This window comes from Vibrio lentus, assembly GCF_030409755.1.
GTDB classification, from domain to species: domain Bacteria; phylum Pseudomonadota; class Gammaproteobacteria; order Enterobacterales; family Vibrionaceae; genus Vibrio; species Vibrio lentus.
On sequence record NZ_JAUFQE010000001.1, the window covers coordinates 576,064 to 589,929 of the forward strand.

The following is a 13,866-nucleotide window of genomic DNA, read 5'->3' on the forward strand; positions in this document are numbered from 1 at the left end:
TGACCCTTTGTTTTTTCACGAAAAGCGATTAAGCTTCGCGTGGAGCACGCCAGTCATCGTTACCAGCAGTACCACAGTTTTCGTGAGTTACTTCGATTGCACGGTAAGTCAGCTTAAGTACTTCTTCAGTTACACGATCTGAAGTTGCAGCGTCTTGACAGTGATTCATACGAGTTTGAATATCTACAAGTAGTGCATCAATTAACTTGATTGAGTAGTAGTGCTCTTGCTTACCTTGTACAGAAGTACGGTAAAAACGGATTACACACTCAGGAAGCTTTTCGCCAGACACTAATGCGTTGAATAACAGAGGTGAACAACGGTCTTGTACTTTAGTTACTACTACAGGGCGGTGAACACGTTGACCTGTTGGTTGGCCACTTTGTGGGTCACGTGGAACTGTTAGTACGTGATCAAGTTCTTGAACTAGGAACTCATCAACGTGAGCTTCTTGCCAAGTGTTACCTACAGAATCTGCAGAGTAAGTATCTTTAGTAATGTGACCTTGAGTTTCACCATTGATAGACATATATGCTGGAGTTGGCATCGATATTTCCTTTTTAAAATTTATAATTCATTAATTCACCAAATCGCTTATCACCGCGACTGATTAAGCTAATACAAACATCATGCCAACTTTATAAAGCCAATAAATACAGTTAGTTACAAAAAATGAGCCGTTATAAATATTATATTTAACAACAATTTGTTGTTTAGAAAAACGATTTATTGAACGTGGATACTAATAAATTGAATTTAAAACACAAAGGCAAAATAACTATCTCGAAGATTAGAAATAAAGTCAAAAAAACTAGTAATTAAATCATAACACCTAGACTATTTATTATTTTGAACGGGATTTTAAATATTAGTCAGATAAAAAGCCAAAACAAACAATAAAAGTAACCAATAAACAATAGTAAATTCATCACCGAATAAAAAACCAGTTATCAATTTTAGTATAATTGCTGCATCCCATGTACATAACTAATAGAACTAAAATGATAAATATAAATCTTTCCTCTTTAATACAACGTCTGCACCCTATTGTAAAAGTCGCTTTAGAGGATGCCGCTGCATTAGCCGTATCGGAAAAAGCCAATGAAGTGCAAATTGAACACTATCTATTAAGCTTATTAGAAAGGCCAAATAGTGATTTTGATATCTTATTAAGTCATTTCGATTGCTCAGAGACCATTTTAAGGCAATCCATTCGTTCGACTTTAGATACCAACACAACAGGCAACGGCAGCAAGCCCGTTTTTTCTTCGCTTTTAATCGAATGGCTTCAAGAAAGTTGGTTGGTCTCATCTTTAGATCTATCCGAAACTCAGATTCGCTCTGGCGCCCTACTTCTTACACTCGTGAGTAACCCACTACGCTATGGTCAGCACGGCTACGCTTCAATCTTAGACGGTGTAAACCCAGATACCTTAAAGCGTAACTTTTCTGAACTCACAACAAACTCTCTAGAATCTTTAGCAACAACATCAGAAAAAACCGACGCACGTGAAGATGGTTCGGCATTAAGTAAATTCACCACCGACTTTACCGGCAAAGCAAGAAAGGGCGAGATCGACCCAGTATTCTGCCGTGATCAAGAAATCAGACAAATAATCGACATATTGGCGCGACGCAGAAAAAATAACCCAATCGCCGTAGGTGAGCCGGGAGTTGGTAAAACAGCGGTGGTAGAGGGTCTTGCATTAAAAATTACCGAAGGAGATGTGCCAGACTGCCTCAAAGGTGTAGAACTATACGGCCTAGACATGGGCTTACTTCAAGCGGGGGCAAGTGTTAAGGGAGAGTTTGAAAAACGCCTTAACGCAGTACTAGATGAAGTGAAGAATTCACCGACTCCAATCATTTTATTTATAGATGAAGCTCACACGCTTGTTGGGGGAGGCAATCAAGCTGGAGGCAGCGATGCTGCCAACCTACTTAAACCCGCTCTAGCACGTGGTGAAGTAAAAACAATTGCTGCCACCACATGGTCTGAATACAAAAAATATTTCGAAAAGGATCCAGCTCTGGCGCGCCGTTTCCAACTGGTAAAACTTGATGAGCCGTCGGCTACTCAAGCAGCATTGATCATCCGAGGCTTAAGACCAGCCTATGAAAAGTCACATAACGTATACGTACGTGACGACGCAATCACTGCCGCAGCAAACTTAGCTGATCGTTACATCACTGGACGCCAACTGCCAGATAAAGCAATCGACGTGTTAGATACGGCTTGTGCTCGCGTCAATATTAGCCTTAATGCAACACCGGCACCTGTTGAAACATTACATCAAGAAATTGCCGCTGCGAATCGCGAGCTCGAAGCTCTAGAACGTGACCAACTTCAGCAAACGGGTGACAAACACAGTGCCGCTTTAATTCCTGAGCTAAAAGAGAAGATTGAAAAGGCCACAGAAGAACAAGCTACCCTTCAGGTTCAATGGAAAAAAGAACAATCTCTTATTCAAGAGATCATAGAACTGCGTAGTCATCTTTATAGCCTTACTACTCCTTCGACTGAAGAAGACAGTGCTCCTAAAGCTGACAATACGGTTCAAGACGATGAAGCACTAACAAGTGACAAACCAAATTGTCATGAATATTCAGAAGAGCAGACTCGCGAAGCTATTCAATCTTGTAACGAACGTTTAGATAACGTGCGTGGTACCAATCCACTCGTTCACTACGAAGTGGGTCCCGACGAAATTAGTCATGTAATTTCTGATTGGACAGGCATCCCTATGGGTAAGATGCTTCAAGATGAGTCGCAAGCGACCTTAAACTTGAAGCAAAACCTAATTCAAAACATTAAAGGCCAAGAATTTGCCATTGATGCGCTTGCTGAAGGTATTCAAACCGCAAAAGCGGGATTAGGTAACCCAGATGCACCAACGGGCGTTTTCTTATTAGTTGGCCCAAGTGGTGTAGGTAAAACAGAAACCGCTCGCGCTATCGCCGACCAAATGTTTGGCGGTGAGCGCTTCATGACCACCATCAACATGTCTGAGTTCCAAGAGAAACACACTGTGTCTCGCCTTATTGGTTCACCTCCTGGCTATGTAGGTTTTGGCGAAGGCGGTATGCTAACCGAAGCAGTACGTCAGCGCCCTTACTCTGTTGTTCTTTTAGATGAAGTTGAAAAAGCAGATCCAGAAGTACTCAACCTGTTCTACCAAGTGTTCGACAAAGGCACACTGAACGATGGCGAAGGTCGTACCATCGACTTCAAAAATACGCTCATCATCATGACGAGTAACCTCGCGACACATGAGATTGAGTCTTTGGTTCACCAAGCGAAAGACATTGATGCCAATATCGTCGCTGAAGCCATTCGCCCAACGTTGAATCAACACTTTAAGCCAGCCTTGTTGGCTCGTATGTCCGTGTTGCCATTCCTTCCACTTTCAGACACAGCAATGACTGATATCATCCATCATAAACTGAAGAAAGTGTCTGAGCGCCTGCAAAGCCACCACAAACTGGCACTTTGCTATGGTGATAACTTAGTGGAATTCGTATTAGGCAACTGCCGCCTTGCAGAGACGGGAGCTCGAAATATTGATGCCGTTATTAACCGTCAACTATTGCCGCAGCTTTCGACTCAACTACTGGTGAATGACAAGGATGATTCACATACTCAAATTGAAGTTTCTGTGGACGAGCAAGGAACTCTAACCTATGCGTTCAGCTAACCATAGTGAGCTTAGTAACGCCCTACTTGCGATCAGCCAATCTCTGGCTGATCGCAGCCAGTTAGCTCAAACTTTGGATGCCGTTCTCACAGCAGCAAGGCAAATGACTTTCGCGAAACATGGCATCATTTACGTGCTTGACCAAACCGGTCAAGCCTTGATTCCGAGCACCGCACACCACCATGAAAAAGTCATTGCCTCACATCCTTGGGAGCCTCTGCAGTTAGACACAGTAAGTGAAGCCGACCCATTCAACTTCGCCGTACGTAACGGCGAAGTTGTCTTGATCAATGAGCTATACACTTACAATGGTTATGACTGTGAAGGCATCTATCAAACCGAGCAAACGTTAGGTCTAAAAAGCAATAACTTACTTGCTTGGCCATTGATTGATGATGAAAGCAAAACCATTGGATTATTGGTTTTGCTTGATTTAAGCGTTATCGATAACGAAACCGCACTTACCGAGTTTTGCCGAATGGCGGCAAGTAATATTCGCCATGCCATTTGGTTAGAGCAATATGGTCAAGTGATAAAGAGTTTAAGCGCCGATAACCAAGCGTTGGTTCGTGAAAATACTCAGCTAAAGAAACGGACAAAGAAAACCTATCAAGGTCCGATCGCTGAAAGTGAAGAGATGGTCAATGTATTGAGCCGACTTGATAAGGTGCTCTCTTTGCCTGTCGACGTCTTACTGAGAGGCGAGACGGGTGCGGGTAAAGAAGTCATTGCAAAATACATTCACGAAAACTCGAATCGTTCTGACCAAGCATTAATCGTTCAGAACTGTGCCGCAATTCCTGAACAACTTCTGGAATCCGAACTTTTCGGGCACAGAAAGGGCTCATTTACCGGTGCAGACAAGGACAAAGTTGGCTTATTTGAAGCGGCAAACGGGGGTACCCTGTTCCTAGATGAAATTGGCGATATGCCAATGTTACTTCAAGCTAAACTGCTGCGTGTGCTGCAAGAACGTAAAGTTCGCCCTGTAGGCGCTAGCAGAGAGATTGAAGTAGATGTCAGAGTCATTGCGGCGACACACTGTAACTTAATGCAGCAGATTAAAGACGGAGGTTTTAGGGCCGATTTGTTCTACCGCTTGAACGTATTTCCTATCGCCTTACCACCTCTGAGATCCAGACAAGCGGACATTATCCCACTCGCCGAGCACTTTGTTCAGCACACCACGACGATGTTAGGCTTGCCTCAATCACCGGGATTGAGTGCTAATGTAAGAAACCAACTACTTACTTATACCTACCCCGGTAACGTGCGTGAGCTTAAAAACATCATTGAGCGATCGGTTTTATTATCAGATTTCGAAACCATTACTCAGATTGAGTTTGGTGAACAGATCCCTGAAGACGTAGAACACCGTCAAGTTGTTGCTCCAGTTACATCAACAATTCAGCCCACGTTGGAACCTGAACTTCTGGGAGCTGACGATGTAGCTGTTGGCCTAAAAGAGGTGGTCAGCCAATACGAACGAACTGTGATTATCGACTGCTTAAACTCTTGTAATTGGCACACGAAACGAGCGGCAGAGCAACTGTCGCTCCCGTTAAGTACGCTCAATCACAAGATGAAGAAATACGATATTTCTGCGGCGGGCTGATGGGATAACGGGAGCATGGTAATTACTGTTTAAATTGATAAGAAAAGAAAAACCGCCCGAAGGCGGTTTTTTTGTATCCGTGTACTAATTCTCTACCCAGCTATCAATCATATCGATCCTCGCTTCGAGCAAGCTATCAAAATGGTCTTTGTAACTCATCCACTTCTGAAGGTTGATATGGGGTTTAAATTTAATTTCCTTAGATTGCTCAGCAAACGCAAGGTCTGTGTTGAGCTTATTAAGCTGTTTAGCAGCCTCAACTTCGTCTTCTTTGTACTTGAGTTTGATCCAATTAGACGGGATTCTAGTCACGCCACTATCGGTCAAGTGCATTCCCTCACCTTTCTCTAAATCTAACCCAGATCCAAATGGTGCATTGACTTGTATACCAAAGTTAACCCCTTTCCTTGAACTACTTGGTGCAATCATCGGCCTTAAGCCATTTACTTTGTGACCAAATAGATTGATATAAGAGAGCTCTTCCACACTGGCAAACAAAGTGGTTTCTTCCTCCCTTGCACCGCTCCAAGTCGATAATGCGATACACTCTAGACTTTCTGAATTCATCTTAGCTAGATCTTCTTGAAGCTCAGATAGCGACTTAGGAATTTTTTCCATTTCAGATTTTTCAAAGATAAAAGAGCCACCAACTTTTTTCACTGTTCCGAGTCGTGCGACTACTTTAAAATCTGTCACTGGACATAAGTTTGAGCCTGGCCATAAGTTTGGATCATAAGAGAATTGAACGTGAATTGGGATTAGATTTTTATCAAAACCTTGCTCTTCCAAATTATCAGGATCACACGGTTTTGAACGAATCAGTAGAGTTGCCGTCGTTTCTTTATTCCAGTCAAAGGCAGTAACTTTACCACTCATGCGCTTATCAGCTTTTAGAAGAGGATCATCCCCCCCTTTCTGAGCAGAGGCATATTTTAAGCCACTTTGCCCTAAATAAAGGCTCACTTTTGCCCCATCAAAAACCTGTGGATATCGTACTTTCTTACCCTCAGGAGGCGTTAAGAATGTCTTCTCGTAGAAGAGGCCATCGCCAAAAATAGCGCCGCTAAAATTGATAAAGTCTTTTGTTAACTCATATTGACGAGATGGCGACAACGTCACGCTAAATCGGTCGATGGTTCTCTCTTTGCTATCTGTCGAACCAAACGAGCGTAGCAAATTGACACGCTTTTCTGTCTTACTTTGACCTGGCACTTTTAACTCAAAAAAGTAGCTCAGGAATTTGAAACCACCCGAGACGGTTGAGCTAGCGCCTGTATCAAAGAGGCTCTTCAATGCAACGTCGTCGTAATTAGCAACTGGTCGAATACCAAATACACGTGTAGTACCAAAGAAATAACTTGGCTGAATAATGACGCCAAGTTTCTTCACATTATTGTCATCACCAAAAATGACTTTTCTCTCTGGTTCAGAAAAGTTCACAGGTGATAACTCTGATACATATTCTATATGAGTAGAGGCAACACTATCACTCCACTTCCAGTTACCTTCATTTGAACTATGTGAGATGACATCAAGACAAATCGGCAGCTGACCAATAACGTTGCTGTTATCTTCGCTCCCAACCCCATCTTTTACCAACGCTACGACCTTAATATTGTCATAAGGTGTCAGCATTGCACCGTTATCTCGAAAATATTGCTCAAACGGCACCCAATCATCATATTTTGGTACTGAACCATTACTTTTATAAGGACGACGAACAAAGACCTCAACTCTCTCAAAGATACTATCATCTAATCCTGTTGGTGGTTTATCCCCTAGTAATGCTTCGAAATGGCTGTCGTCTTGACTTGCTCGGTAATGAATTGGGAAGTAATGGTTATATCGCCGAGCTCTCTCAGTCACCAAGTCGGTTAAATCATCGGATGCATAATGGCGGTAAACATTAACACCTTGAGCGTATATTTTGGTAACCGAAGCGCTACCAATTTGGTTATATGTTTGACGGTAACCATTTTTCTCCATCCAAACTTCATCTAAGTGTTCAGCACCCAGCAGTGAGATATCAACACTCCAATCATCATTGAGGATGAACTCATCAATATAGCCCAGCACATCGAGGTCACTGAACTGATTGATGTTAGGACCACTCAGCACATCAGCATCACTTAATACCCCACCACCGCTAAAAGCAGGATTCGCATTGACAGCGTGAAAGCTCTTAATCAAGCGAATCAAACCATTCAACGCAATCATTCGCTTCATATACGATTTTAAGTACACTCGGGTCGCATTGGGGATATCTGGCTGTGCTAAAAACTGGTTAAACGCCATAAGATCTTGATGGCGGATGGAATCAACCTGCTTAACGCATTTTTGATATTCAGTGTTTGGCTTTAAGAGGTCCATAATGGCAGTAGCAAGCTTTACACCTTCTACCCCTGCGGCAATCACTTTTGCTGGCGGGAAGGCCATGGCCGCCCCACCAATTAGTGCATTCAAACCAGATTGGATGAACTCCAGCATCGCCTGATCTTCGTTCATGTCTTTCGCAATTTTTATCTTTGCCGCCTTTTCAACATTCATAAGGCCTGCGCGACACGGCGGATATTCCACAGAACGACTAAACGCGAGATAGATTTCAACTCGACGGTTTTTTACTCGCTCTTCAATCGTGCGATTGGAGTTACCAGGTAATGAAACTGCATACCCTTTTGCTACAATTTTGAACATAGGAGACCAAACGCTTCGAGCGTCCGGAGACATCGCATCAAGGATGGCCTCTTTGACAGAAACAGCACGCTTTTCCGATAAAGCCAAGTTGTAGGCTTCTGATCCCATATTACAGGTATGGCCTGTTATGACAATTTCGAAAGGGTTACTGATTAACCCCTGTAACTGCTCAGCGATTCTTTTGTGCACACTACCTTTTTCAGTGACTTGGTAAGAATCGAACTCAAAAAACGTCATGTTCAACCGAAGTAACACGTCTTCTACACGCTGGTCTAGTGAAATGCTGCCTTCTTCTACAAACAAATCTGGCATTTCATTTCTAAGGATATCGACAGCATTTCGGTACTTCTCTTCCGTGCGCTGAAAAGCTTGTGCTTTATCTGCTTGTATAGAAGCGGTTGTTGCCATGTATTCCTGTATTTTAGACAGCAGATCTCCGTGCGCTGAGCCTTGAGCGGCTTGGCTTCCGTTCCAATTGGCATAGGTATTGACGGCATCGTAACCCAGCTCCGCAATAGTTAGCGGTTTATCTAACATGTCTAACGCTTTCGTTCCGATCCGCCCTGCACCAGTAAGGTATGGCAAAATGGAAGTGCTCCATAATGGAGAGGCTCTATCCATCTGCGCGTGAAACTTCTGACTAAACCACACTATTTGCGCATTAATGCGGCCATTTATAAAGTGAGCAGATTGGGTCACTTCGTTCGGATAGTGATCGTTTAGGTCCTTTATCGCTTTGATGAAAGCTGTAGACGCTTGTGTTACACCCATACTTTTTTTGAGTGTATCTGCGATATAATCAAAACCTTCATCACCTCCGCTTAAACTAGAAGATGCAGACGCCGCAAATTTACTTAACGTCCCCCAACTGATGCCATCTTTTAACACACCGGAAGTTGACTCCAAACTGCCTTTTACCGTTTGAAACGTCGCCCACGTTGAGTTTGGTAAACTGGTTTTGGTCTCCTTTCGTTCAATCAGTTTTTCCGGGCTGTCGTAAGGGAATGCTTCTAAATCGGCATTCAAGTGAGGGAAAAATTGCGGGGCGTGATTAATTAAAGCTTCTTCAACGGAGACAGGATCGCCATTCACCACTGCAGTGCGACCAGCGGTTGTGTGAATGTCCAGGGCGAGGGCATTTTCTTTTAGACTGTAACTTTTTGGTATACCTTTAGCATCAAGAATAGTTGCGAACTGTTTTGTCTTGTCTTCATCGATTTTCTTCGAGAAATCTATATTGATTCGAAGTGACGTATTTTGACTACTCAGCAATAAAACTCTATCCGAGTTTAGCCAAAACGTCGCGACGTACATGGACTCTTTTTGGGTAACTTTACCGTCTGTAGAATAATCATAACGAACTTCTTTAACCGCCGATGTAGGTAAAAAACCACTACCCTCTTTTTCAGAGCCTTGTATATCAATACCTTTTTGTAAATCGGCTAATGTCACGTCAGCGCCAATATAATCCTCTGAAGAAAAAACAACCTGAATTGTATAAAACTGCGGAACTTCAACAACGTGTATCTGTTTAGAGTGGCTCTTATTGTACCACTTTGCATAGTTGTTAAAGAAATCACTACCTTGGTCAACTTGGTCCAAGGGAGGAGCTAGGCAATCTTGCTCGACACTAACGCGCTTAACGCTTAAATCGGTCACACAGGCAGGTCGCCCTTTATCATCTTTTATCTCCTTAAGATCTTTATAAGACAACAAGTTGTACAGTTTAGTTAACCAAGGCTCTTGGTCTTTACTACGTTGGGCCGCATTCGCCATCTGACTTAACGGCACCAAATAGCTTGGGAAAAACAGCACGTCTTGCACGGCGCCCTTGTTAATCGCGGCGTCCACACAACCCTTTGCCAAAGGAGCCCTAAGTAACTCAGCGCCTATCTGATCAGCGTTGAATTCGCGAGTCGCTAAAATATTAAGCTTACCCAACTCATCACTAACCGCGATCGGGTTTTGGCTGCTGGTAGATATCTGTTTGTTTGTAGTGGTGTGGTTTGCAACAAACTCCTGTTTGACTTCCAAGCTAGGAATGACCAATGTTTCATGGGCTAATGGGAAAAAGCGTCCAACGGGCTTGCCATCCCTGTCATGCAATCTTCCCATTAGATAAAGGCCCGGAATATCGTAACGTTTTACCATTTCTTAATCCCCATATATTCCCTCACTTGATCCATGTCTTTAAACAGCGCTTTCATATCGTAAAACTGAGCACAGCTCTTGAAACCAGCCCGACTGCGGGCACAGTGTCGACGTAACTTTTCTGTAACGTCTGGTAAGAGTTCATCAAATTGCGCTTTGGTAGGGATAGCGGGCATAAAAGGACGCAGATCCATATTCTCAAAGTTTTTATACATATCCGAAGGAATATAAAAATACAGCCAGTAGAGTGGGTCATAGTCGAACTCACCATCACCCGTTTTTAATGCATAGTAATAGCCCAAGCCATCAAACATACCGCCCTCTCCTGGTTGCTTCATGCGAACAACTCGATTACCAAATACCTCTGCATACCACTTACCTCGCTGCAAAACATACCTTTCTGGCACTTGTTCAATTTTTTTCTGAGGATCCTCAAGCGAAAATAAGTCGTAGGGTTTGTATTGGTTACATGAAAGATACCTTTGCTGCGCTCCCTTGGTAAAATTGGCTAAGCATTCAGTGGCCAAATAGTCTTTTTTACCAAGTAAAGACATATCTGAAAAGCGGAACACTAACTGTTGTTTTGGACCTCGACTCCCTGATTTATCCATTTTTTTTATTTTATAAATAAATCGATCATGAGCTTCATCTATAAAAAAACCATTCCCGTCACGTCGTGGCTCATAGATTTCTCCATCAATAATGATCGGGCCTGCTGTAAAAACATCGCTCGTAATCCGGCTATCCAGTTCAAGTCTTTTTGGATTGCCATCGCGCAAGTTGGTGAAGTAGAAAGCTTTACTATCAGCAGTAAAAGTCGCCGAAGAGCATGCACCCATCTTCGCAACAGTCTCCCTCTTTTTTAAGTCATAAACTGCACAGCTATTACCAGCATAGTAATACAGAAAAGATAAGTAGCGCCCATCAGGTGATCGTTGAGTTCTACCATCTGATGGTAGTTCACCAAATTCATCACGATGAAGTAACAACCGGACATCCGTGCCATCAAAGTTCATAGTATAAATAGTAGAATCCGGTCCATGGTGAAACATCACTTGGGGTTGGATGTGCGTTGCATTCCACTCTTCTCTGGGAGCACCTTCAAGGTTTCCTATGTCGATTTGCCATCCTCGAATTTTTGAAATCGTGTCCCTTTGATTGCTATACGATGTAGATTGTACTATCCCTCGAAGGTTTGAGATGTAATCTTTATCCATTGAAGGTTTGCTTTGCCAATGCACAACACCGGCCCCAGCCAATACGGCAGCAATAATGGTGCTGCCTATTATAATTCTTTTCATATTTTGCTTGTTCTCTTCATGATTTGATAAACCGAGGTCTAACGCACGTTCCCGTGTTATCACTTTAATTAGCGTTGATAAGCTCTAGCATCATGTCTAAAGTTTTCTTTTGACGCTCTCTTTCTTCATTAACTTCATCAGGCACTCGCAGTTCTTCGTGCTTAGAAGCCATCGGTAATTCTGCTGGTTCTGCGATGATCTCTTGGTATGTCAGCCCTTCAAACATCATCACCGCGCTGTCTTGCCCCCCAAGGTGCGAAAGAACAAGTGTAAACTTTCCTTTGGGAGGCATACCTGTCACTAAGGCACTGATATATCTATCTTTACTGGTTAACTCAAAGGGCTCGGTAACTCGCCAGTCACTTTCAGAATCTTCCATAATGGCAACTAAGCCGTCATACGAAGCCAACGAGTAAGGGTCTAGCTGTTCTGCCAATGGGCCGTCTGCCAAACCAACTTCCAAGCGGACAAGAAAACCACTATTTTTTCCATCCACATAAGCAATCACGGTGTTACTCTGGTCGTAACTACGTACTATGGCTTGTTGGTCACTCAGCCATGGCATGTCGTCTTCGGTAACTTTGTGGATGGCTGCGCTGTCTACATCGGAGGTGAATTGTTGTGCACTGAATGACTGCCCGTCACTGTAACTACTTAATTCATCTAACGGTGTGCTGGATTTCTCTAGTAAAGCAGCATCCGATTCTAAAGCTTCAATTTGAGCAAAGCGCTTTTGCTTTGGTGAGAAAATGATCTTGAGTCCATTTTCTCCCTGTTGGACTTCACCCGATATTTTGTAAGGTGCCCAGAAATGTGGCATGGCAAAACCGCTTGCGCTTCTTTGTATTACCTGATGTGTGTCCTTTTTCTTTTCTTCTTGCTCTAGGGTACGGTAATACTCGACGTCAACATCTTGGTAGTAACCTTTCTCGTTTATCGCCATCTCTCGCCAAAGCTTCCCTTTCCAAAACACATAAAGGAAACCACCACGCAGGTCAGAAGCTTTTGATTTGTCGTTGCTGCCATCTAAGTAAGCCAAAGGTCTCACCGGCACCAACACGTTATCCCACTCATCCATCTGAGCTTCTTTATCAACGGGCTGCAGGTCTTCGGCGAGTTTAAGCAAGATTGGCTGAGGCTGGCCAGAACAAGGGATTTTGATATAAAGCGTTTTACCCTCAGTCTCGAGATCTTTAAACGTCGCGAGGCTTCGATGTTTATTTTCTCGATCTGGCTTACCTACCGTCACTTTTTCTTTTTGACCGTCCGTTTTACCTAACATCAAACATGCTGCATTGCTAGACCACTGCCCTGCAAACTCGACAACGATTTTATGTTCTGGGGAAGGTTCAACCGGTGAAAAGCTGTAGTGACGTGCCAAAGGTACATCATCGACAACTTGCTGGTAGTTGGCTTTGTGAACGCGCTCTGCAGTACTATTACTCACCCGATCGACATATAACTTCAGCTGGGGGAAGTTTGCTAGCTGCTTACTCGTTAATGGACTGCGTCTCACATTGGGTGAAAGACAAACCCAGTTCGCTTTTACAAGTTCTACTCGAATAGCATTAAGCAGGCTGTGGACATTTTTTTTAGCCGACGCAATAATCTGCTGAACCAGAGTGCTTGGTAACTGAGCCAAGATGTCTTTAGGGGTACGCACACGCGAAAATAGCCCAATACACTCATCCGGAGTTAGGACATATTGAAGATCGTTCGTACTGAGAGACGAACTAGATATAAATTTGCAAACTAAGTGCATTTGGATTCTCCACAACCTACAGGTATATATAGTTGCGGTGATAACTAAGCTGATAAGGCTTAAAAAACGATTTGGTTAAATAAATTCTACGCGTAATGGTTATAAATTTCAATAGATTACAAGGAGTATCGTAAAAAACCACAACACTAGCAATAAAGCTAATTAAACAGGATAAATAGTCATTTCGTCTGACCAACTAAAAAGGCAAATCAATTTGAACGGATGTCACATAATAATCATTTCATTGCGTACTTAAGTAAATACTAACTAGACCAAACACACATATCTGGTGGAAGCATTTCATCGATTTAGAAGGTTATATTGAGCATTTTATCACCTGCAAAAGAGAAAAAAAGTGGGAATAAATTCCCACATAAACTTAGCCAATATAAATAGGATTTATTTTGGAACACTAAATTGGCCTAAAAGGGTGGTACTAAAGTACCAAAATGCAGAACACCACATCAAATAACGATGTGATATAAACACTATATATATTATGCATTTAATATCAAGATGGCACTTTTCTAGAGATAACACCAAAAACTACTATGCAAAATATCTATGCAATTGCCATTCTGATTGCATCACCAGTTATATTAGTTATCTGACTGAAAATATGACTAAATAATGAGATAGGAAAAACAA

Annotated in this window: 5 protein-coding genes and 2 pseudogenes; 3 read left to right on the forward strand and 4 right to left on the reverse strand. The window is 42.7% G+C overall.

Features of this window, described 5'->3' with window-relative positions; all coding sequences use genetic code 11:
- Window positions 1-28: 28 nt before the first annotated feature.
- A complete protein-coding gene (locus QWZ07_RS02415; RefSeq protein WP_012600867.1) occupies window positions 29-547 on the reverse strand; it encodes an Hcp family type VI secretion system effector in 519 nt (172 codons plus the stop codon).
- 454 nt (window positions 548-1,001) lie between these two features.
- Between QWZ07_RS02415 and tssH the strand changes: the two genes are divergently transcribed.
- The 3 genes and pseudogenes from tssH to QWZ07_RS26460 form a co-directional block, all read left to right on the forward strand.
- A complete protein-coding gene (gene tssH / locus QWZ07_RS02420) occupies window positions 1,002-3,695 on the forward strand; it encodes a type VI secretion system ATPase TssH (RefSeq protein WP_192853938.1) in 2,694 nt (897 codons plus the stop codon).
- A pseudogene (locus QWZ07_RS02425) lies at window positions 3,682-5,065 on the forward strand (sigma-54-dependent Fis family transcriptional regulator); the annotation flags it as partial. The gene tssH and the pseudogene QWZ07_RS02425, both read left to right, overlap by 14 nt.
- A gap of 80 nt (window positions 5,066-5,145) precedes the next feature.
- Window positions 5,146-5,310: pseudogene (locus tag QWZ07_RS26460) on the forward strand (helix-turn-helix domain-containing protein); the annotation flags it as partial.
- 84 nt (window positions 5,311-5,394) lie between these two features.
- Here the strand turns inward: QWZ07_RS26460 and QWZ07_RS02430 are convergent.
- The 3 genes from QWZ07_RS02430 to QWZ07_RS02440 form a co-directional block, all read right to left on the reverse strand.
- Window positions 5,395-10,155 carry an OmpA family protein gene (locus QWZ07_RS02430; protein ID WP_225998535.1) on the reverse strand — a complete coding sequence of 1,587 codons (4,761 nt, stop codon included), beginning with the start codon at window positions 10,153-10,155 and terminating at the stop codon, window positions 5,395-5,397.
- Complete coding sequence (locus QWZ07_RS02435) at window positions 10,149-11,456, reverse strand: TolB family protein (RefSeq protein ID WP_192853936.1); 1,308 nt, start codon at window positions 11,454-11,456, stop codon at window positions 10,149-10,151. Before QWZ07_RS02435 ends, QWZ07_RS02430 begins: the two co-directional genes overlap by 7 nt.
- A 64-nt stretch (window positions 11,457-11,520) precedes the next feature.
- Entirely contained in the window at window positions 11,521-13,218 is a 1,698-nt protein-coding gene (locus QWZ07_RS02440; RefSeq protein ID WP_192853935.1) for a hypothetical protein, read from the reverse strand.
- Between the last annotated feature and the right edge of the window lie 648 nt (window positions 13,219-13,866).